Source organism: Streptomyces sp. NPDC046887 (genome assembly GCF_040644755.1).
Taxonomy (GTDB): domain Bacteria; phylum Actinomycetota; class Actinomycetes; order Streptomycetales; family Streptomycetaceae; genus Streptomyces; species Streptomyces lichenis.
Map to the genome: position 1 here is coordinate 30,550 of NZ_JBEYXH010000025.1, position 22,153 is coordinate 52,702.

At 74.4% G+C, this 22,153-nt stretch carries 8 protein-coding genes; 7 read left to right on the plus strand and 1 reads right to left on the minus strand.

Annotated elements, in window-relative coordinates:
* Positions 1 to 49: 49 nt before the first annotated feature.
* Entirely contained in the window at positions 50 to 14,344 is a 14,295-nt protein-coding gene (locus ABZ945_RS22010) for an SDR family NAD(P)-dependent oxidoreductase (RefSeq protein WP_361272056.1), read from the minus strand.
* Between the two features lie 573 nt (positions 14,345 to 14,917).
* On the opposite strand from ABZ945_RS22010, the gene ABZ945_RS22015 reads away from it, so the two are divergent.
* The 7 genes from ABZ945_RS22015 (at position 14,918) to ABZ945_RS22045 (ending at position 22,012) form a co-directional block, all read left to right on the plus strand.
* Positions 14,918 to 16,261 (plus strand): NtaA/DmoA family FMN-dependent monooxygenase, encoded by a 1,344-nt coding sequence (locus ABZ945_RS22015; protein ID WP_361272059.1) that lies wholly within the window; start codon positions 14,918 to 14,920, stop codon positions 16,259 to 16,261.
* Positions 16,258 to 17,313, plus strand: a complete 1,056-nt coding sequence (locus tag ABZ945_RS22020; protein ID WP_361272061.1) for an LLM class flavin-dependent oxidoreductase — start codon at positions 16,258 to 16,260, stop codon at positions 17,311 to 17,313. Before ABZ945_RS22015 ends, ABZ945_RS22020 begins: the two co-directional genes overlap by 4 nt.
* Before the next feature lie 21 nt (positions 17,314 to 17,334).
* Positions 17,335 to 18,195 (plus strand): HipA family kinase, encoded by an 861-nt coding sequence (locus ABZ945_RS22025; RefSeq protein ID WP_361272064.1) that lies wholly within the window; start codon positions 17,335 to 17,337, stop codon positions 18,193 to 18,195.
* On the plus strand, positions 18,192 to 18,575 hold the full coding sequence (locus tag ABZ945_RS22030; RefSeq protein WP_361272066.1) for a DUF3037 domain-containing protein: 384 nt from the start codon (positions 18,192 to 18,194) through the stop codon (positions 18,573 to 18,575). The genes ABZ945_RS22025 and ABZ945_RS22030 overlap by 4 nt, the downstream gene beginning before the upstream one ends.
* Positions 18,576 to 18,771: 196 nt before the next feature.
* Positions 18,772 to 19,533 carry a 3-oxoacyl-ACP reductase FabG gene (fabG, locus tag ABZ945_RS22035; RefSeq protein WP_361272068.1) on the plus strand — a complete coding sequence of 254 codons (762 nt, stop codon included), beginning with the start codon at positions 18,772 to 18,774 and terminating at the stop codon, positions 19,531 to 19,533.
* A 19-nt stretch (positions 19,534 to 19,552) separates the two neighbouring features.
* A complete protein-coding gene (locus ABZ945_RS22040) occupies positions 19,553 to 20,314 on the plus strand; it encodes an SDR family oxidoreductase (RefSeq protein ID WP_361272070.1) in 762 nt (253 codons plus the stop codon).
* Positions 20,315 to 20,434: 120 nt separating this feature from the next.
* On the plus strand, positions 20,435 to 22,012 hold the full coding sequence (locus ABZ945_RS22045) for an ABC transporter substrate-binding protein (protein ID WP_361272073.1): 1,578 nt from the start codon (positions 20,435 to 20,437) through the stop codon (positions 22,010 to 22,012).
* The last annotated feature ends 141 nt before the right edge of the window (positions 22,013 to 22,153 follow it).

The window sequence follows — 22,153 nt, forward strand, 5'->3', positions numbered from 1 at the left end:
GAGAGGTCGCTCCCGCAAGGCGCGTCGAGGTCGGGCTGGAGGGGCAGGTTCAGGAGTTCCCGAACTCTTTTTCGATGACGTCGAGGATCTGGTCGGCCGTCGCGGCTTCCAGTTCGTTGACGAAGTCGGGGCCGTCCGCGGGCTCCGGCTGGGTGGAGGGAAGGCCGGCCTCCCGCCCGGGGACCGAGAGGGCCAGCAGCGCGGTGAGGCGGTCGGCGATGCGTTCCCGAGCGTCATGCCCGAGCTCCGCCCCGGTCAGGGCCTTCTCGATCCGGAGGAGGTCGTCCAGGATCGGGTCCGTCGCGGGGCCTTCGGCCACCACCAGTTCGGCCTCCACATGGGCGGCCAGTTCCTGGACCGTGGGGTGGTCGAAGACGAGGGAGGCGGGGAGTCGCAGGCCGGTGGTTTGGTTGAGCTGGTTGCGCAGCTCGACCGCCATCAGGGAGTCGAAGCCCAGGTTCTTGAACGGTGTGTCGACTGCGACCGGTCGGCCGGGCCCGTATCCGAGCACGTCGCCCACCTGGCGTTGGACCGCGTCCAGGACCACTCGGCGCCGTTCCGCCTCCGCGAGGCCTGCGATCCGGGATGTCAGCCCCGTGCTCTCGGTACGAGTCGGGCGCTTGGCGCCGGTCGTGCCGACCAGTGCGCGCAGGAGCGGGGGCATCTGCGCCGGTTCCCGTCGTCGCAGCCCGGCGGTGTCCAGCGCGGCCGGCACCACCAGCGCGCTATCCGACGCTATTGCCGCGTCGAAGAGTGCCAGGCCTTCCTGCGTGCTCATCGCTGACAGGCCCAGGGCGGCCAGGCGTGTCCGGTCCACCTGGGTCAGCCCGCCGGTCAGGCCACCGTCCGTGTCCCACCAGCCCCAGGCCAGGGACACCGCCGGAAGCCCCTGGCCCCGCCGGTGCGAGGCCAGTCCGTCCAGTGCCGCGTTCGCCGCGGCGTATCCGGCCTGCCCGGCGCTGCCCACCACACCGGCGAAGGAGGAGAACAGGACGAACGCGGAGAGGTCCAGCTCGGCCGTCAACTCGTGCAGATGGAACGCTGCTTCGGCCTTGGGTCGGAGCACCTTCCGCAGCCGCTCATCGTCCAGTGACTCGATGACGCAGTCGTCGAGGACGGCTGCGGAGTGGACGATGCCGGTAAGGGGGCGGTCGTCGGGGATGGAGGCCAGCAGGGCGGCGAGGGCGTCGCGGTCGGCGACGTCGCAGGCCTCCACCCGTACCCGGGCGCCGTGCTGTTCCAGTTCGGCCACCAGGGCGGGGATGCCATCGGCGGCAGGGCCGCGGCGTGAGACCAGCAGCAGGTCCCGTACGCCGTGGGCGGTGGCGAGGTGCTTGGCCACCAGGGCGCCCAGGCCGCCGGTGCCGCCGGTGATGAGGACGGTGCCGGTTGGGCCGAAGGCCGCCTGGGGTGTGTCGGTGGGGATGGTGGTGGCCCGGGTCAGTCGGGGGGCGAGTGCGCGGCCGGCGCGTACGGCTACCTGTGGCTCGCCCGTGCCCAGGGCCAGCCGTATCGCGGCCTGCTCCGCCTCCGGGGAGAGACCTGGCTCGATGTCCACCAGGATCAGCCGGTCCGGGTGTTCCCGCTGGGCGGAACGCACCAGGCCCCACACCGATGCTGCCGCCACATCCCTGACGGCCTCATCCGGAGCGGTACCGACAGCACCTCGGGTGAGCAGCACCAGACGGGACCGGGTGAACCGTTCCCCGGCAAGGAACTCCCGCACCACGGCCAAGGCGTCTGCCACGACCCGCACCACGGCCAGGGCGTCTGCCGCGACCCGCGACACGTCCTGCCCGGCGTCGTCGGCGATGGACCAGACCACCACGTCGGACGGCTCCGGTGCCCCCCAACGGACCCAGTCCACGGAGGTCGGCACCTTGGTGGCCACCGGCTCCCAGGCCACATCGAACAGCGCGTCCCGGACCCCGCCACCGCCTGCGGCACGCAGTTGCTCCCGCACCACCGGGCGGGTCACCAGCCGGGCCACCGACAACACCGGTGTGCCCGACGCGTCCGCCACATCCACCGACACCCCGCTCTCACCGGAGGGCGAGAGCGCGACGCGCAGCACGCCTCCCGACGGGCCGGTGAGCTCGACCCCGGACCACACAAAGGGCAGCCGCACCTCGTGCGAGGCCGGGTCGATGGACATATGGAAGACCGCGTCCAGGAGCGCGGGGTGGATAGCGAAGCCGTTCGCCTCGCCGCTCATCGCGTCCGGCAGGGCGACTTCGGCGAACACCTCCTCGCCGCGCCGCCAGGCGGCCCGTACACCCTGGAACAGCGGCCCGTATGCATAGCCCATATCGGCCAGCCGGTCGTACAGGTCCTCCACCGGGAGCGGGGCCGCGGCACGCGGCGGCCATACGTCCGGGGCAGGGCGGGAGGGGCTGTCGTGGGCTGCGGTCAGTAGGGTTCCGGCGGCGTGCAGCGTCCACACCTCATCGCCCGGTGCCGCTTGGATGTCACCGCGGCTGTCGGGGCTTGAATGGACCGTCACGGCGCGCCGCCCGTCCTCATCCGCGCCCGCCACCGTCACCTGGAGCCGCACACCAGTCGACTCGCCGACCACCAGCGGCTGTTGAAGCGTCAGCTCCTCCAGTCGGCCGCATCCCAGGCGGCCGCCCGCCTGCAACGCCAGCTCCACCAGCACCGCACCGGGCACCACCACCGAACCGAACACCGCGTGATCCGCCAACCACGGCTGCTCGGACAACGAGAGCCGTCCGGTCCACAGCACGCCCCGGTCGTCCGGCAGCGACACCATCGCCCCCAGCAGCGGATGCCCCGCGGCCACCAGCCCCAGCCCCGCCGCATCACCACGCCGCGCCGGGACGTCCAGCCAGAACCGCTCTCGCTGGAACGCGTACGTCGGCAGGTCGACGCGCCGGGTTCCCGTGCCGGCGTAGACCTGGTCCCAGTCGACGGCCAGGCCGTGGACGTACCCCTCGGCGAGCGAGGTGAGGAACCGGTCCCTGCCGCCCTGGTCGCGGCGGAGGGTGCCGAGGGCGACGGCACGACCGATGCCGGTGTCCTCGAAGGTCTCCTGGAGGCCCATGGTCAGTACGGGGTGGGCGCTGCTCTCGACGAAGAAGCCGTATCCGTCCCGGAGCAGGGCCCGGACGGTCTCGTCGAACCGCACCTCCTGGCGCAGGTTGGTGTACCAGTACGCGGCGTCGGCACCGGTGGTGTCGAAGAGCCCGCCGGTGACCGTCGAGTAGAACGGGATCTCGCCGCCGCGCGGCCGGATGTCCGCCAGCGCACCGATGACCTGGTCGCGGATGGCCTCCACCTGGGCGGAGTGGGAGGCGTAGTCGACGGGGATCTCCTTCGCGTTGATGTCCTCGGCCTGGCAGGCGGCGAGCAGCTCGCGCAGGGCGTCCGGTTCGCCGGAGACGACCGTGGCGGACGGACCGTTGACGGAGGCGACGGAGATCCTGCCCTCCCACGGGGCGCAGCGCTCGCGGACCTGGTCGGCGGGGAGGGGCACGGACACCATGCCGCCGCGCCCGGACAAGGCCTCGGCGATGGCCGCGGCCCGCAGGGCCACCACCTTCGCCGCGTCGGTGAGGGAGAGGGCTCCGGAGACGGTGGCGGCGGCGATCTCGCCCTGGCTGTGGCCGATGACGGCGGCGGGGCGGACGCCCACGGACTGCCAGAGGGCCGCGAGGGAGACCATGACGGCCCAGAGCGCGGACTGCACCACGACCACGTCGTCCAGGGGCGGGATGTGGTCGTCTCCCGCGCTGTCGTCTCCCGCGGTGCCGATCGGGGCCTCGCCGCCCGTCCCGGCGCGGTGCCCGGCCCGGATCACGTCCGTGACCGACCAGCCGACATGGGGGCGCAGGGCGGCGTCGCACTCCGCGAACCGTTCGGCGAACGCGGGTGAGGTCTCCAGGAGTTCCGCGGCCATCCCGGGCCACTGCGAGCCCTGCCCGGGGAAGACGAACACGACCCGGCCGGGCTCCTCGGGCGCGGTGCCGGTGAGGGTGGCGGCGGCGGGCAGGCCGTCGGCCAGGGCGGTCAGGCCGGCCAGGGCGCTCGCACGGTCGGACACCAGCACCACGGCGCGGTGTTCGAACGCGGCGCGGGTCGCGGCCAGGGAGTGGCCGACGTCCGGGACGGCGAGGCCGGTGCGGGCCGCGACGAAGGCGGAGAGCCGCTCGGCCTGGGCGCGCAGGGCTGCCCTGGACCGGCCGGACACCGGCCAGGGGACGACGCCCGGGGCGGGGCCGGTGACGACGCCCGGGATGGCGTCCGGCGCCGGTACGGTGGTGCCGGTCCTTTCGGCTCCGGCCTCGTCGGGACTCGCCTCCTCCACGATGACATGGGCATTGGTGCCGCTGATACCGAAGGAGGAGATCCCCGCGCGGCGCGGGCGGCCCCCGGCGTCCCACTCCACCGCGTCGGTGAGCAGCTCCACGGCGCCCTCGCTCCAGTCCACGTGCGGGGAGGGCCGGTCCACGTGCAGGGTCCGCGGCAGCAGTCCGTGCCGTAGGGCCTGCACCATCTTCATCACACCGGCCACGCCCGCGGCGGCCTGGGCGTGCCCGATGTTGGACTTGACGGAGCCCAGCCGCAGCGGGCGGCCGTCGGGCCGGTCCTGGCCGTAGGTGGCCAGCAGCGCCTGCGCCTCGATGGGGTCGCCCAGGGTGGTGCCGGTGCCGTGCGCCTCCACCGCGTCCACCTCGGCCGCCGTCAGCCCGGCGCTGGCCAGGGCGGCGCGGATCACCCGCTGCTGCGAGGGGCCGTTGGGGGCGGTGAGCCCGTTGCTGGCGCCGTCCTGGTTGACCGCGCTGCCGCGTACGACCGCGAGGACCGGATGGCCGTTGCGGCGGGCGTCCGACAGGCGCTCCACCAGCAGCACGCCCGCGCCCTCGGCCCAGCCGGCGCCGTCCGCCGCCGCGGAGAAGGGCTTGCAGCGGCCGTCCGGCGCCATGCCGCGCTGGCGGCTGAACTCCACGAACACCCAGGGCGTGGCCATGACCGTCACCCCGCCGGCGAGGGCCAGGGAGCACTCGCCGGAGCGCAGCGCCTGCACGGCCAGATGCAGGGCGACCAGGGAGGAGGAGCAGGCGGTGTCGACGGTGACGGCCGGGCCCTCCAGGCCGAAGGTGTAGGCGACGCGGCCGGAGGCGACGCTGCCCTGGGTGCTGGTGACGCCGTAGCCCTCCAATCCCTCGGGAACGTCGGAGGCGGAGCCGTAGTCGTGGTGCATGACACCGGTGAACACGCCCGTCGAGCTGCCCTTCAGGGTGGCCGGGTCGATCCCGGCCCGTTCGAACACCTCCCAGGAGGTCTCCAGCAGCAGCCGCTGCTGCGGGTCCATGGCCAGCGCCTCGCGCGGCGAGATGCCGAAGAAGGCGGGGTCGAACTCGCCCGCGTCGTGCAGGAATCCGCCCTCGCGGGCGTAGCTCCGGCCGGTCGCCGCCGGGTCGGGGTCGTACAGGTCCGTGTCCCAGCCCCGGTCGGTGGGGAAGGAGGAGACGGCGTCCTGCCCGGTGGCGACGAGCCGCCACAGGTCCTCCGGGGAGGCGACGCCGCCCGGGTAGCGGCAGGCCATGGAGACGATCGCGATGGGCTCGTCCGACGGGCCGCCCCGCGTCGGCCGCGCGCTCCCGTCGACCGTCGGCCGTCCGTCCGGGTTCCCGCCGTCCGCGATCCGCCCGTCCGCGGCCCGCCCGTCCGCCGTCCGTTCTCCGAGGAGCCGGTCGCGCAGGAAGGCGGTGAGCGCCCCGGGGGTGGGATGGTCGAAGACGAGCGTGGCGGGCAGGCGCTGCCCGGTGGCGGCGTTCAGGCGGTTGCGCAGCTCGACCGCGGTGAGCGAGTCGAAGCCGAGCTCCTTGAACGGCCGCGCGGCGGCGACGGTGTCGGGAGTGGCGTGCCCCAGGACGGTCGCCACCTGCGCGCGCACCACGTCGAGCAGGGCCCGGCCCTGCTCCTCCCGGCCGAGGCCCGCGAGCCGCTGGGCGAGGCCGCCGGCCACCGGGGCGTCCGCGGCGGCGGTCCGGCGGGCCACGGTGCGTACCAGCCCCTGGAAGAGGGGGCGCAGCATGCCGGAGGCGGCCTCCTTGCGGAGGGTCGCCAAGTCGAGCCGTACGGGGACGAGGTGGGCGTCGTCCCGTGCGGTGGCCGCGTCCAGCAGGGCCAGGCCGAGCTCGGACGGCAGGGGCCGGATGCCGGCGCGCCGCATCCAGGCGAGGTCGTCCTGTTCGAGGTGCCCGAGCATGTCGCCGGAGTGCTCCCACAGGCCCCAGGCGAGGGAGTGGGCGGGCAGACCCCGGGCGCGGCGGTGCGCGGCGAGGGCGTCGAGGAAGGCGTTGGCGGCGGCGTAGTTGCCCTGGCCGGGGTTGCCGAAGGTGCCCGCGACCGAGGAGAACAGGACGAACGCCGAGAGCTCGTGCCGGAGGGTCAGTTCATGCAGGTTGACGGCCGCGTCGACCTTGGGCCGCAGCACCTTCGCCAGCCGCTCGGGCGTCAGGGACGCCACCATGCCGTCGTCCAGGACTCCCGCGGCGTGCACCACCGCGGTCAGCGGGCGGTCGGCCGGTACGGCGGCCAGGACCGCGGCCAGCGCGTCGCGGTCGGCGGCGTCGCAGGCGGCGATGTCCACCTGGACCGCGCCCAGGGCGAGGAGTTCGGCCTCCAGCCGGTCGGCGCCGGCGGCGGCGCGGCCGCTGCGGCTGGTGAGCAGCAGATGGCGTACGCCGTGCTCGGTGACCAGGTGGCGGGCGAGCAGCCCGCCCAGGGCCCCGGTGCCCCCGGTGACCAGGACCGTACCGGTGGTGGAGGCAAGCGGTGCGGCGCTCCCGGCCGAGGCGGCGAGCCGTGCGGCGTTCCCGACCGGGGAGGCGCTCCCGACCGAGGCGGCAAGCGGTGCGGCGCTCCCGGCCGGGACGGCGAGCGGTGCGGCGTTCCCGACCAAGGCGGCAAGCGGTGCGGCGTTCCCGACCGGGTCGGCGGCGGTGGCGCGGACGAGGCGGGGGACCAGCGCGGCGCCTGAGCGCACGGCGACCTGGGGTTCCTCCGCGGCCAGAGCCGCGGCGACGGCGCGGGCGGCGGCATGGGCGACGGCATGGGCGGCATCCGGCCCGTCATCGGTGGCGCGGGCGGCAACCGGCCCGTCATCGGTCGTGGGGGCGGTGCCGGACCGGACGCCGGGTTCGGCGCCGGGTTCGGTGTCGAGGAGCAGGAACCGGCCGGGGTTCTCCGACTGCGCCGAGCGCAGCAGCCCCCATACGGGCGCCTGGGCCGGATCGGTGACGTCCTCACCGGCCCGGGTGGACACCGCCCCCCGGGTGACGACCACGAGCCGGGAGCCGGCGGTCCGCTCGTCGGCGAGCCAGGCGCGCACCAGTGCCAGTGCCCCGGTCGCCGCCGTGTGGGCGGCGGCCGCCAGATCGCCGTCGGCGGGCGCCGAGGGGCGGACCGCCACCACGACCTCGGGCACGGCTCCGTCCGCGTACAGCTCCGCCACGTCGGGGGAGTACCGGGCCCGGTCGAACGGGGCGGCGTCGAACGGGGCGGTGGGCGGTGCGCCGAGGAAGGCCCAGCCCGTGGTGTCCACGGCGTCCCCGGCCGGGGCCAGCGCGGTCCACTCGGTGCGGAACAGCGCGTCGCCGGTGGTGTCCGCGGCGCCGGTGAGCTGCCGTGGCGACACCGGGAGCAGGGTGAGCCGGTCGACCGAGGCCACCGGCGCGCCCGTGGGGTCGGTGAGGGTGACGGACACCGCGTCCGGGCCCGCGGGCGCCACCCGTACCCGTACGGAGGTGGCTCCCACGGCGTGCAGGGTGACCCCGCTCCAGGCGAACGGCAGCCGTACGGGGGCGTCGTCCTGCTCGTCGAGCGCGCGGAGCAGCGCGGGGTGCAGGGCGGCGTCCAGCAGGGCCGGGTGGATGCCGAACCGGGCGGCCTCCGGGGCCTGTTCCGCGGCGAGCGCCACCTCGGCGTGGAGCGTGTCGCCGGTGCGCCAGGCGGCGCGCAGGCCCTGGAAGGCGGGGCCGTAGCCGTAGCCGCGGTGCGCGACCCGTTCGTAGAAGGACCCGAGGCCGACGCGTTCCGCGCCGGGCGGCGGCGCGAGGCCCGGCGCGGCGGCCGGTGAGCCGGCCGGTGCGGACGCGGCGGCGGTGGTCAGCACACCGGTGGCGTGCCGCGTCCAGGGCTCCTCGCCGGTGGCCGCCGACTCGGCGGTCTCGGGCCGCGCGTACACCGCCACCCGGGCCCGGCCGTCCTGGTCCGGCCGCTCCACCGCGACCTGGAGCTGCACACCGCCGCGGGCGGGCAGGGTCAGCGGGGCCTCCAGGGTGAGTTCGTCCAGCCGGCCGAGGCCCACCGACTCACCGGCGCGCAGGGCCAGTTCCACGAAGGCGGCACCGGGCAGCAGCACGGTGTCCAGGGCGGCGTGGTCGGCGAGCCAGGGGTGCGTGGCCAGCGACAGCCGGCCGGTCAGCAGCAGGTCGCCGCCACCGGCGGTGCTCACCGCGGCACCGAGCAGCGGGTGGTCGGCGGCGCCGAGGCCGAGGCGGCGCAGGTCGCCGCCGCGGGCGGGGGACGACTCCAGCCAGTAGCGCTCGCGCTGGAAGGCGTACGTCGGCAGCTCGGCCGGGCGGGCAGCGGTCCCGGTGAACCAGGCCTGCCAGTCCACGCCGGGCAGGCCGCGGACGAACCCCTCGGCGAGCGAGGTGAGGAACCGGTCCGGGCCGCCCTCGCCGCGGCGCAGCGACCCGAGGGCGACCGCCTCGGTCCCCGTGTCCTCGAAGATCGCCTGCAGACCGGGGTTGAGGACCGGGTGCGCGCTGCTCTCGACGAAGAACCGGAACCCGTCGTCCAGCAGCGTCCGCACGGTGCCCTCGAAGTCCACCGGCTGCCGGGCGTTGTCGAACCAGTACTCCGCCGTCAGCTCCCCGGTGTCCTTCCGCGCGCCGGTGACGGTGGAGTAGAACGGCACGCCGCCCCGGACGGGGGTGATCCCGGCGAAGAGCTCCAGGATCTCCTGGCGCAGGGGGTCCACCTGGGCGCAGTGGGAGGCCACCGTGGAGCCCACGATCCGGGCGCGGACGTCCCGGTCGCGGCAGAGGGCGACGAACTCCTCCAGCGCCGGCACGTCTCCGGCGACCGTCACCGCCCGGGGGCCGTTGCGGCCCGCGAGCACCAGCCGGCCCGCCCAGCGCTCCAGCAGCCGCTCGGTCTCGGCGGCGGGCAGCGCCACCGAGGCGACCGCGCCGTTGCCCGCCAGTTCGCGGGCGAAGAGCGCGCTGCGCAGCACGATCAGCCGGGCGGCGTCGTCCAGAGTGAGCGCCCCGGCGACGTACGCGGCGGCGACCTCCCCCTGGCTGTGCCCCACGACGGCGTCGGGCCGCACACCGGACGCCTGCCACACCGCGGCCAGCGCCACATGCACGGCGAACAGCACCGGCTGGAGGATCTCGATGCGCTCGGGGGAGGGGGCGCCCGGGGCCTGGCGCAGCACATCGGCCACCGACCAGTCCACCAGCCGCCCGACGGCCGCGTCGACCTCCGCCAGCCGCTCGGCGAACACCGGCGAGGCGTCGAGCAGTTCGACGGCCATGCCCAGCCACTGCGAGCCCTGGCCGGGGAAGACGAACACCACCTTGCCCTGGACGTCGGCCGCACCGGCGACCGCGCCGACCGCGGGCACCCCGTCGGCCAGCGCCGTCAGCCGCGTCGGGCCGGTGCCGTCGCCGGAGCCGAGGACCACGGCCCGGTGCTCCAGCACCGCCCGGGACGCCGCCAGCGACCAGCCCACGTCCCCGGCGGACAGCTCCGGGCGGGCCCGGGTGAACGCCGCGAGCTGTGCGGCCTGGGCCCGCAGGCCCACCGGGGAGTGGCCGGACACCACCCACGGCACCGGGCCGTCGTCGGCGGTGAGCAGCGGGGTGCGGGCACCGGTGGCCGGGGCGGGGAGCGGACCGGGGGACGCGGTACGCGCCTCGGCGGGGGCCTCCTCCAGGACGAGGTGCGCGTTGGTGCCGCTGATGCCGAACGACGACACGCCGGCCCGGCGCGGGCGGCCGTCCGCCGTCCACGGCGCCGGCTCGGTCAGCAGCTCCACCCGGCCGGCGGACCAGTCGATGTGCGGTGACGGCTCGTCGGCGTGCAGGGTGCGCGGCAGTACGCCGTGCCGCAGCGCCAGCACCATCTTGATCACGCCTGCGGCGCCGGCCGCCGCCTGGGTGTGCCCGATGTTCGACTTCACCGAACCGAGCCGGAGCGGGCGGCCTTCGGGCCGGTCCTGCCCGTAGGTGGCGAGCAGGGCCTGCGCCTCGATGGGGTCGCCCAGGGTGGTTCCGGTGCCGTGCGCCTCGACGGCGTCGACGTCCTGGGGGGTGAGGCGGGCGTCGGCGAGGGCGTCGCGGATGACGCGCCGCTGCGACGGGCCGTGCGGCGCCGTCAGCCCGTTGCTGGCGCCGTCCTGGTTGACGGCGCTGCCGCGGATGACCGCCAGGACCCGGTGGCCGTCGCGCAGCGCGTCCGACAGCCGCTGCACCAGCAGCACACCCGCGCCCTCGGCCCAACCGGTGCCGTCGGCCGCGGCGGAGAACGCCTTGCAGCGGCCGTCCGGGGAGAGCGCGCCCTGGCGGCTGAGCTCCACGAACATGCCCGGCGTCGGCATCACCGTCACCCCGCCGGCCAGGGCCATGGAGCACTCGCCCGACCGCAGCGACCGCACCGCCCAGTGCAGCGCCACCAGGGACGAGGAGCACGCGGTGTCCACCGTCACCGCGGGGCCCTCCAGCCCGAGGGTGTAGGCGACGCGGCCGGACGCCACGCTGATCGTGCCGCCGGTCAGCCGGTGGCCGTCGACGCCTTCGGCGCCCTCCTGGAGCTGGGGCCCGTACTCCTGGAACATCGCGCCGAAGAAGACCCCGGTCCGGCTGCCGCGCAGCGCGTGCGGGTCGATCCCGGCGCGCTCCACGGCCTCCCACGAGGTCTCCAGCAGCACCCGCTGCTGCGGGTCCATCGCCAGCGCCTCACGGGGCGAGATGCCGAAGAAGGCGGGGTCGAACGCGTCGGCGTCGTGCAGGAACCCGCCGTGCCGCACATAGCTGGTGCCGCGCCGCTCCAGCGAGGGGTCGTACAGGTTCTCCAGGTCCCAGCCGCGGTTGCCCGGGAAGTCGCCGATCACGTCCCGCCCGTCCGCCAGCAGCTCCCACAGCTGCTCCGGCGTCGTCACCCCGCCGGGGAAGCGGCACGCCATGGCCACGATCGCGATCGGTTCGTCGGAGGGGCCGGTGGTGGACGGCGCGGGGCGTGCCGCCGGTGCGTCGGCGGCCCCGGTGAGCAGGCGGTGCAGCTGGGCGGCGGTCGCGGCCGGTGTGGGGTGGTCGAAGAGGGCGCTGGTGGTGAGGGCCGCGCCGGTCGCCGTCCGCAGCCGGTTGCGGAGGTCGACCATGGCGACGGAGTCGAAGCCGAGCGCCTTGAACGTGCGCCGGGTGTCCAGCTCCTGGGGCCGGTCGTGCCCGAGGACGACGGCGACCTCCCGCCGTACGAGGTCGGCCGCCGCTTCGGCGGTGAGCGCCCCGGCCCGCGGCTCCGGGGCCGCCGGCTCCGGGTCCGCCGGAGGGCGGGGCCCCGGGGCGGACGGCTGCGGCGGCGTGCCGTCCGCCGCGGGCAGCCAGTGGCGCCCGCGCTGGAAGGGGTACGTCGGCAGGCCGGCCGCCCTGGGCCCGTGGCCGAGTACGGCGGCCCAGTCGACGTCCGCGCCGCGGGTCCACGCCTCGCCGGCCGACAGCAGGAAGCGGTCCCAGCCGCCCTCGCCGCGGCGCAGCGTGCCCACCACGAGGGCGTGTTCGTCCGCGCCGGCCGCTTCGAGGGTCTCCTCCACCGCCGGGACGAGGACCGGGTGGGTGCTGACCTCCACGAAGCGGGTGAACCCGTCGGCCAGCGCGGCCCGCACACCGTCCTCGAACCGCACGGTCTCGCGCAGGTTCCGGTACCAGTACGCGCCGTCCAGCCGGGGCTCGGTGAGCCGGGCGCCGGCCACGGCCGAGTAGAACGGCACCGTGGCGCGGGCGGGTTCGATCCCGGCGAGGGAGGCCAGCACCTCGTCCCGGGCGGCCTCCACCTCGGCGCAGTGCGAGGCGTAGTCGACGGGGACCCTGCGGGCGCGGACACCGTTGTCCTCGCAGTGGGCCAGCAGCTCGTCCAGGGCCCGCGGGTCGCCGGACACCACGATGGACGAGGGGCCGTTGACGGCGGCGACCGACAGCCGTCCGCCGTACGGGGCGATCAGCTCCCCGGCCGTACGGGCGTCCACCGCGACGGCCACCATGCCGCCGCGGTCGGACAGGATCCGGCGGATCGCCCGGCTGCGGAGCGCCACGACCCGGGCCGCGTCCTCGGTCGACAGGGCGCCCGCCACGACCGCCGCGGCGATCTCCCCCTGGGAGTGCCCGAGCACCGCGGCGGGGCGCACGCCGACCGACCGCCACACCTCGGCCAGCGAGACCATCACGGCCCACAGCGCCGGCTGGACGACGTCGACGCGGTCCAGCAGCCCGGCGCCGGAGGGGTCGCGCACCGCTTCGGTGAGCGACCAGTCGGTGTACGGGGCGAGGGCGGCCTCGCACTCGGCCATACGCGCGGCGAAGACGGGCGAGGCCTCCAGCAGCGCGGCGGCCATGCCCGCCCACTGGGTGCCCTGGCCGGGGAAGACGAACACCACGCCCGGGTCGCCGCCCTCGGCCGCGGCGGGGGACGCACCGGTGCCGGAGGGGCCGGTCACCCCGCGGACGACGTTCCCGGCGCCGGTACGGGCCGCCAGCGCCCGTAGTCCGTCGCGCAGGGCCGTCTCGTCGCCGCCGACGACCACGGCCCGGTGGGCGAATCGCGCGCGCCCGCCGGCCAGGGTGCGGGCGACGGCGGCCGCGTCGGTCCCCGGCTCCCGCCCGAGGTGGGTGTCCAGCCGCTCGGCCTGCTCACCGAGTGCGGCCTCGTCCCGGGCGGAGACCGGCCACGGCAGCGGCCCGGCGGACGGTACGCGGCCGGCGGGGGCGACGGCCGCGGTGGAGTCGCCGGCGGTCGCCGGGGCGTCGGTGACGATCACATGGCAGTTGGTGCCGCCCAGGCCGAACGAGGAGACGCCCGCGACCAGTCGGCCGTCCTCCTCCGGCCAGACCCGGTGGTCGCGCTGCACGGCGAGATTGAGCTCGGTGAGCGGGATGCCCGGGTGGGGCCGCTCGTGGTTGAGGGTGGGCACCACCTCGCGGTGGCTGACGCAGGCGATGACCTTCAGCAGTCCGGCGATGCCCGCCGCCGCCTCCAGGTGGCCGATGTTGGTCTTGACCGAGCCGACCCGGACGGGGGCGCTCCCGGGCCGTGCGCTGCCGAACGCCCGGCCCACGGCCGAGGCCTCCAGCGGGTCGCCGACCCTGGTGCCGGTGCCGTGCAGCTCGACGTACTGGACCTCGCCCGGCCCGATGCCGGCCGCGCGGCAGGCGTCCAGGAGGACCGCCTGCTGGGCCTGGGGGTCGGGGACGGTCAGGCCGTCGCCGCCACCGTCGTTGTTGACGGCGCTGCCCCGGATGACGGCCAGGACCCGGTCGCCGTCGGCGAGGGCCCGGTCCAGGGGCTTGAGCAGGACGAAGCCGCCGCCCTCGCCGCGCGCGTACCCGTTGGCCCGCTCGTCGAAGGTGTAGCAGCGGCCGTCCGGCGAGAGGGCCTCGAAGCGCCGGAGGCTGCGGGTGGCGAGGTCGGAGAGGATGAGGTTGACCCCGCCGGCCAGCACGGCGTCGCACTCCCCGCGCAGCAGGCTCTGCACACCGAGGTGGACGGCGACCAGGGATGACGACTGCCCGGTGTCGACCACCGCGCTGGGCCCGCGCAGGCCGAGGTGGTAGGAGATCCGGTTGGCGAGGAAGCTGCGCTGGGTTCCGGTCAGGCTGTGCCGGGTGACGGCATCGGCGCCCCGGCGGTGCAGCAGGGCGGCGTAGTCGTCGTTGATGGCGCCGAGGAAGACCCCGACCCGGGTCCCCCGCAGGGCGTGCGGGGAGGTTCCGCTGTGCTCCACCGCCTCCCAGCCCAGCTCCAGCGCCAGGCGCTGCTGGGGGTCCATGGCGGCGGCCTCAGCCGGTGACACCGCGAAGAAATCGGCGTCGAACCGGTCCACCTCCGCGAGGTATCCACCCGGCAGATCGGGATGTCCACCGCCTTCCGTCCGGCGCGCCCGAGGGAATTCACCGACCCCTGAGCGGCCGTTCTTCAGAAGGTCCCAGAACTCCCCGGGAGTAGCGGCTCCGGCGACGCGGCAGGAGTAGCCCACAACCGCGATCTGCGCACTGCTTTTCTGGTCTTCACGTCCGGCTATATCGGCAGCACTCATCGGTGATAATCCTCCAGAAAACCAGAACGCCAGGCCGCGTACGATGCGCCGCACATAACATCCGGATTGAATAGAACCTACCGCGGTCGGAAAGGGCGGTGTCCAGGCCTTCCGCACGCCCCGGCGGTGGGGGGCGATGCCGCCCCGCCGCCGGTCCGGGCGCACACAGCCGGGCAGACGCGTCCGACCAGCGCCGCCGCCGGACGGCGAACGTCGCGGACACACTCCTCCCCCCGTCGGCAGGCACCCTCGACCCCTCACTCGATAAACCACTCGAATTCAGAGGAACAACGCTTCGAGGCCCGGGTGGCGACTCCTCGCTCCAGGCGTCCTCAAGCAGCTACTGGCCAGTATGCACGGCCCTGGTTTCAGTGCGGTTTCAGCAGGGATCAGCTGTACTTTTCTCCCGCGTCGGGTATCTTTCCGGGCATTCGTACAACGATGAACCGCCGGGCGGACAAGAGGGCCGTCGATCGAGTACGGTCGGTCCGCGCGGCCCTTCGGAAGGCTCGCCGAGACCTGCGTTCCACGTAAGAGCTTCTCGCCCGAAAACGTCCTCCCAGGGAAGGTCGCATGGTTCACCAGAAACGCACCATGAAACTCGGCGCCATCATCGACGGCCCGGGTTCGCACATCGCCGCCTGGCGGCACCCCGCCACGCCGGTCGACGCCCAACTGGACTTCGCCTTCCATCTGGAATGCGTCCGCACGCTGGAGCGCGGCAGGTTCGACTGCGTCTTCGTGCCCGACGTGGTGGCCGTCTGGGGCACCGATGTGCAGCACTACAGCCGGACCGCCCGCAACGAGCACTTCGAGCCACTGAGCCTGCTGGCCGCCTACGCCGCCGGCACCGAGCACATCGGGCTCGCCGCGACGGCCACCACCACGTACAACGAGCCGTACGACATAGCCCGCAGGTTCTCCTCGCTCGACCGCATCAGCGGCGGCCGGTCCGGGTGGAACGTGGTCACCTCCGCCGCCCCCTGGGAGTCGCGCAACTTCGGCTTCCCGGAGCACATGGAGCACGACCTGCGGTATGTGCGCGCCGAGGAGTTCATCGGGGTGGCCAAGCGCCTCTGGGCAGGCGAGCCCGCCACCCCAGCCACCTCAGGACCCGCCGCCCCAGGGGCCGCCACTTCGGGGGCTGTCGCCTTGGCCGGTCCGCCGTCGTTCTTCGACGTCGGCGGGGAGCTGAACCTCCCCCCGGCGCCCCAGGGCCACCCGGTGGTCTTCCAGGCCGGCGCCTCGCCCGTGGGCCGGGAGTTCGCCGCCCGGCACGCGGAGGTGATCTTCACCCGCCACACCCGGCTGGCCGACGGGCAGGCGACCTACGCGGACCTGAAGCGACGCGTCGCCGCGCACGGCAGGGACCCCGAGCGGGTGCAGATCTGGCCGGGCGTCCAGCCCCTGGTGGCCTCCACGGAGGAGGAGGCGCGCCGGCTCATCGGCGAACTGCACGAGCTCGTCCCGGACATCGTCGCCGTCCGCGCACTCCAGGAGCAGCTGGGGGACCTGGACCTGACGCGCTACCCCCTCGACGGGCCGGTCCCCGACATCCCGGAGTCCAACCGCTCCTCCAGTACCCGGAAGATGTGGACCGCGCTGGCCCGGCGGGAGAACCTGACCCTGCGCCAGCTGGCGCTGCGGCAGGTCGCGGACTTCTTCGCCGGCACCCCCGAGCAGGTGGCGGACCACATGGAGCGCGGGTTCACCGAGGGCGCGGCCGACGGCTGGATCGTGGACTTCCCCCATCTGCCCGCCTCGGCCGAGGCCTTCGTCGACCATGTGGTGCCCGAGCTGCGCAAGCGCGGACTGGTGAAGGACGAGTACGCCGAGGGCACCCTGCGCGACAAGCTGGGGCTGACCGGTGCCGCGGCCCCCACCCGGACGACGCATCGGAAGGCAGGTGCCGCATGACCCGGCCCGAGAACCGCATCCCCCTGTTCACCCGGCTGCTCACCGCCGAGGCCACCGGAGCGGACGCTGCCCCGTTCGCCGAGGTGCTCGGCCGGGCCCGGGAGGCCGAGGCCGCGGGCATCGACGCCCTGCTGCTGCACGACCGCCAGTCGGCCGCCCCGGCTCCCGCCGACGCGCCGCACTTCGAGTCCGGCACCCTCACCGCCGCACTGGCCGTCGCCACCCGCGGCATCGGGCTCGTCACCACCGTCTGCACCGAGCAGGCCCTCCCCTACCACGCGGCCCGTGCCCTGGCCACGGCCGACCATCTGAGCCACGGCCGGTCCGGCTGGCAGCCGGACACCCGCGCCGACCCGGCCGCGGCGGGCAACTACACCCGCGCCGGCAGCGCCTCGGCCGCCGAACGGCGGGCCCGGGCCGAGGAGTTCACCCAGGTGCTGACGGGCCTGTGGGACAGCTTCGACGACGACGCCTTCGTCCGCGACCGCGCCTCGGCGGCCTACTTCGTCCCGGAGAAGCTGCACCCGCTCGACCACCGGGGCGACCACTTCGACGTGGCCGGACCGCTGAACATCGCCCGCCCGCCGCAGGGCCACCCCCCGCTGGTCCACCGCGTGGCGGACGCCGACGACATCGCCTTCGCGGCGCGCGTCGCCGATGTGGTCCTGGCCCCGGCCGACAGCGCGCCCGCGCTGCGTGACACCGTGCGCGAGCTGGCCCGGCGCGCCGGACGCCCCGACCCACCGGTGGTCCTCCTCGACCGGCCCGTCGACTCCGCGCCCGGCGCGGCCGCCGAACTCCGCGCGCTGGTCGACTCCGGCGTGGCGGACGGCTTCACCCTGCTCGCACCGCCCGGCCCGGCCGGTGCGGCACACCACGCGGTCCTCGCCCTGACGGCCGAGCTGCGCGCCGCCGAGCCCCCGACCGCCCCGCCCGCGACCCTGCGCGCCCGCCTGGGCCTCCGCCGCCCGCCCGGCCGCTACCGCTCCGCGCCCGCGACCACCCCCGATGACTATGCTCACTCCATGCCGGAGGGCGGAAGCAGAGGCTGAAGAGATGGGTGGCCTGGGAAAATGCTGAGAGAGGTCACCGCGACCCGCTATGTCACACCCCTGCGGGAGGGCGGCTCGCTCCCCGGGATCGTCGAGGCCGACGACCTCGGCACGTATGTCATGAAGTTCACCGGCGCCGGGCAGGGGCGCAAGACCCTGGTGGCCGAGGTGGTCTGCGGGCTGCTGGGGCGGCGGCTCGGGCTGCGGGTGCCGGAGCTGGTGGCCATCCAGCTCGATCCGGTGATCGGGCTGGGTGAGCCGGACCAGGAGGTCCAGGAGCTGCTGAAGGCCAGCGGCGGGCTCAACCTCGGGATGGACTATCTGCCGGGGTCGATCGGTTTCGACCCGCTGGCGTACGAGGTGGGGTCGGCCGAGGCCGGGCGGGTGGTCTGGTTCGACGCCCTGATCAACAACGTCGACCGCTCCTGGCGCAACCCCAACATGCTGGTGTGGCACGGCGATCCCTGGCTCATCGACCACGGCGCCACCATGATCTGGCACCACAACTGGCCCGGCGCCGAGGCCTCGGCCGCCAAGCCCTATGACGCCTCCGACCATGTCCTCGCCCCGTTCGCGCCCGACGTCGCCGCCGCGGCCGAGGAGCTGGCGCCGCTGGTCACCGAGGAACTGCTGACCGAGGTGACCGCCGAGGTCCCCGACGAGTGGCTGGTGGACGAACCCGGCTTCGCCACCACCGACGAGCTGCGCCGCGCCTATGTGCGGCCGCTGCTCGCCCGGGCCGCCACCGTCCATGAGCGGATCACCCTCGGCGAGCGCACCGAGCACCCCGCCTCGGCGGCCCCCGGCTGGCTCACCGAGCACGCCCGGCCCTGGCCGCACACCGCCGAGAACAAGGGTGCGAAGGAGGACGGGGCGCAGTGAGCGGGCGGGAGGTCTTCGAGTACGCGCTGCTGCGAGTGGTGCCGCGGGTCGAACGCGGCGAGTGCTTCAACGCCGGGGTGGTGGTCTACTGCCGCGCCCGGTCCTTCGTCCGGGCCCGGACGCATCTGGACGAGGCCAAACTGCGGGCGCTCGACCCGGCCGCCGACACCACCGGCGTACGCGCCGCGCTGCGCGCGGTGGAAGGGGTGTGCGCCGGCGGGGAGCAGGCCGGCCAGGCCGCGCGCGACGACGCGGGCCGCCGGTTCCGCTGGCTGGTCGCGCCGCGCTCCACGGTGGTCCAGCCGGGTCCGGTGCACACCGGGCTGACGGCCGACCCGGAGGCCGAGGTCGAGCGGCTGCTCGATCTGCTGGTGCGCTGACCCTATGACCGGGCCCGGCGAGCGGGCGTGATCCTCGGCACCCGGTGCGGCGTTGACACGGGGTGCCGCGGTCTCTAGCGTCTCGTCCGCGGAGGGTACTAAGCGGTCGCTCACCCGTCCGGGTGTACAGCACTCTCCGGCCACCACCAGGGCACTGGGACTTCCGAGGGCACTTCCAAGGGCGAGGAGAACAGCCATGTCCACCACCGAGCAGCGCGTCGCCGTCGTGACCGGAGGCGCGCGGGGCATCGGCGCCGCCACCGCGGTCCGGCTGGCGGCCGAGGGCCGCGCCGTCGCCGTACTCGACCTCGACGAGGCGGCCTGCAAGGACACCGTCGAGAAGATCACCTCCGCCGGGGGCCGGGCGCTCGCGGTCGGCTGCGACGTCTCCGACGCCGCCCAGGTGGAGGCCGCCACCGCCCGGGTGGCCCAGGAGCTCGGCGCCCCGGTCATCCTGGTCAACAACGCCGGAGTGCTCCGCGACAACCTGCTCTTCAAGATGAGCGAGTCCGACTGGGACACCGTGGTCGGCGTCCACCTCAAGGGCGCCTTCCTGATGGCCAAGGCCTGCCAGAAGCACATGGTGGACGCGGGCTTCGGCCGGATCGTCAGCCTCTCCTCGTCCTCCGCGCTGGGCAACCGCGGCCAGGCCAACTACGCCGCCGTCAAGGCGGGGCTCCAGGGCTTCACCAAGACCCTCGCCAAGGAGCTGGGCAAGTTCGGCGTCACCGCCAACGCGGTCGCCCCCGGGTTCATCGCCACCGAGATGACCGCGCAGACCGCCGCCCGGGTCGGCATGGGCTTCGAGGACTTCCAGGCCGCGGCCGCCACCCAGATCCCGGTCCAGCGGGTCGGCACCCCCGAGGACGTCGCGAACGCCATCGCCTTCTTCACCGGCGACGACGCCGGCTTCGTCTCCGGCCAGGTGCTGTACGTGGCCGGCGGCCCGCTCAACTGACCCCCGAGGAGGGAACGACATGACGCAGGACATCCCGCTCTCGGGCAAGGTCGCCCTGGTCACCGGCGCCAGCCGGGGCATCGGCTACGGGGTCGCCGAGGCGCTGGTCGCCCGCGGCGACCAGGTGTGCATCACCGGGCGCGGCGAGGACGCGCTGAAGGAGGCCGTGGAACGGCTCGGCGCGGACCGGGTGATCGGTGTGCCCGGCAAGGCCCATGACGAGGCCCACCAGGCGCTCGCCGTGGAGCGGACCATGGAGGCCTTCGGCCGGATCGACTACCTGGTCAACAACGCGGGCACCAACCCGGTGTTCGGGCCGATGGCCGACCTGGACCTCAACGTGGCCCGGAAGGTCTTCGAGACCAATGTCGTCTCCGCGCTCGGCTTCGCCCAGCGCACCTGGAAGGCCTGGCAGTCCGAGCACGGCGGCGCCATCGTGAACATCGCCTCGATCGCCGGCGTCTCCGCCTCGCCGTTCGTCGGCGCGTACGGGATGAGCAAGGCGGCCATGGTCAACCTGACCCTCCAGCTCGCCCACGAGTTCGCCCCCCGGGTGCGGGTCAACGCCATCGCGCCCGCCGTGGTGAAGACGAAGTTCGCGCGGGCCCTGTACGAGGGGCGGGAGGCCGAGGTGGTCGCCGCCTACCCGCTGGGACGGCTCGGCGTCCCCGAGGACATCGGCGGCGCCGCCGCCTTCCTCACCTCCGGCCAGTCCGACTGGATCACCGGCCAGACCCTGGTGGTGGACGGCGGAATCTTCCTCAATGCCGGAGTCGGCTGATCCCGGTTCGGCCCGATTGGCGCATGATCGCCTCAAGTGCCCCGTCCGGCTCACCCATTGACCTGGCGGGGCACTGCGGTATGGTCGGCCGATCCATGGCTGAACGAGGAGCGTGCGCACGTGTTCAACCGGACCAGTCTGCGGGCTGCCGCAGCCCTTGCGTCCATATCCCTGCTGGCCGGATGCGGCCTGGTGGCCGGCGATGACGCCGAGGGAAGCAAGAAGATCACCGTCGGCACCACCAGTGCTCCCACCACGCTCGACCCCGCGGCAGCCTGGGACAACTCCTGGGAGCTCTACCGCAACGTCTTCCAGACGCTGCTGAGCTTCCCCACCGGCAGCACCGCCCCGCAGCCCGACGCCGCCGACTGCACCTTCACCGACACCGTCAGCCAGGTCTACCGCTGCGAACTGCGCGAGGGCCTCACCTTCTCCGGCGGCGCCAAGCTCGACGCCAAGGCGGTCAAGCACTCCATCGACCGCATCCGCACCATCGACGCCCAGGGCGGCCCCGCCGGGCTCCTCGGCTCGCTGGACCGGATCGAGACCCAGGGCGACCGCACCGTCGTCTTCCATCTGCGCAAGTCGGACGCCACCTTCCCGTTCATCCTGGCCACCCCCGCCATGTCGATCGTCGACCCGGCGAAGTACCCCGCCGACAAGCTGCGCGAGGACGGCGGCGTCACCGGCTCCGGCCCGTACACCCTGGAGTCCTACCAGGAGGGCGACAAGGCCGAGCTGGCCGGCAACCCCACCTACAAGGGCTTCGCCCAGCGCAAGAACGACGCCGTCACCATCCGGTACTTCAAGCAGTCCGAGGCCATGGTCCAGGCCCTGCGGGACAAGCAGATCGACGCCACCTACCGCGGTCTGACCTCGGAGGAGGTCGTGGAGCTGGGGGAGAACCGCAAGGAGAACGAGGGCCTGCAGCTGGTGGAGTCCACCGGCGCCGACATCCGGTACCTGGTCTTCAACGCCAAGGACCCCTCGGTCAGCAAGCTCGCGGTGCGCCGGGCCGTCGCCCAGGTGGTCGACCGCTCCGCGCTGGTCTCCAAGGTCTACCAGGGCACCGCCGAGCCGCTGTACTCGATGGTCCCCAAGGGCATCGCCGGCCACACCACCTCCTTCCTCGACAGCTACGGCAAGCCGAACACGGCCAAGGCGGCCGAGCTGCTCTCCGAGGCCGGGATCACCGAGCCGGTCGAGCTGACCTTCTGGTACACCACCGACCGGTACGGCTCCGGCACCGAGGCCGAGTTCAAGGAGCTCAAGCGCCAGCTGGAGGCCACCAAGCTGTTCAAGGTGACCGTGCAGGGCAAGCCCTGGAAGGAGTTCCAGGGCGGCTACCAGAAGGGCAGCTACCCGGTCTTCGGCCGCGGCTGGTTCCCCGACTTCCCGGACCCGGACAACTTCATCGCCCCCTTCGTCGGCAAGGAGAACGCCCTCTCCACCCCGTATGTGCGCCCCGAGATCACCGACGAGCTGCTGCCGAGGACCCGCAAGGCCGGCGACCGCTCCACGGTGACCAAGGAGTTCGAGCGGGCGCAGGAGATCCTGGTCGAGGACGTCCGGCTGCTGCCGTTGTGGCAGGGCAAGCTCTATATCGCCGCGAGCGAGGAGATCGCCGGCGGCGAGCGCGCCCTGGACCCGCAGACCGTGATGCAGATGTGGGAGCTCCAGCGGAAGACCAGCTGGTAGAACCGTTTCGCCTCGTCGTCCGTGACACGGCCGCCGCAGCCCCCTCGGGCCGCGGCGGCCGTCGGCGTACGGGCCCCGGGCCGGATGGACCGGTTGTCAGTGGCCCCCGGTAGGTTCTGTGGCGGATAGGCGTTCACCCAC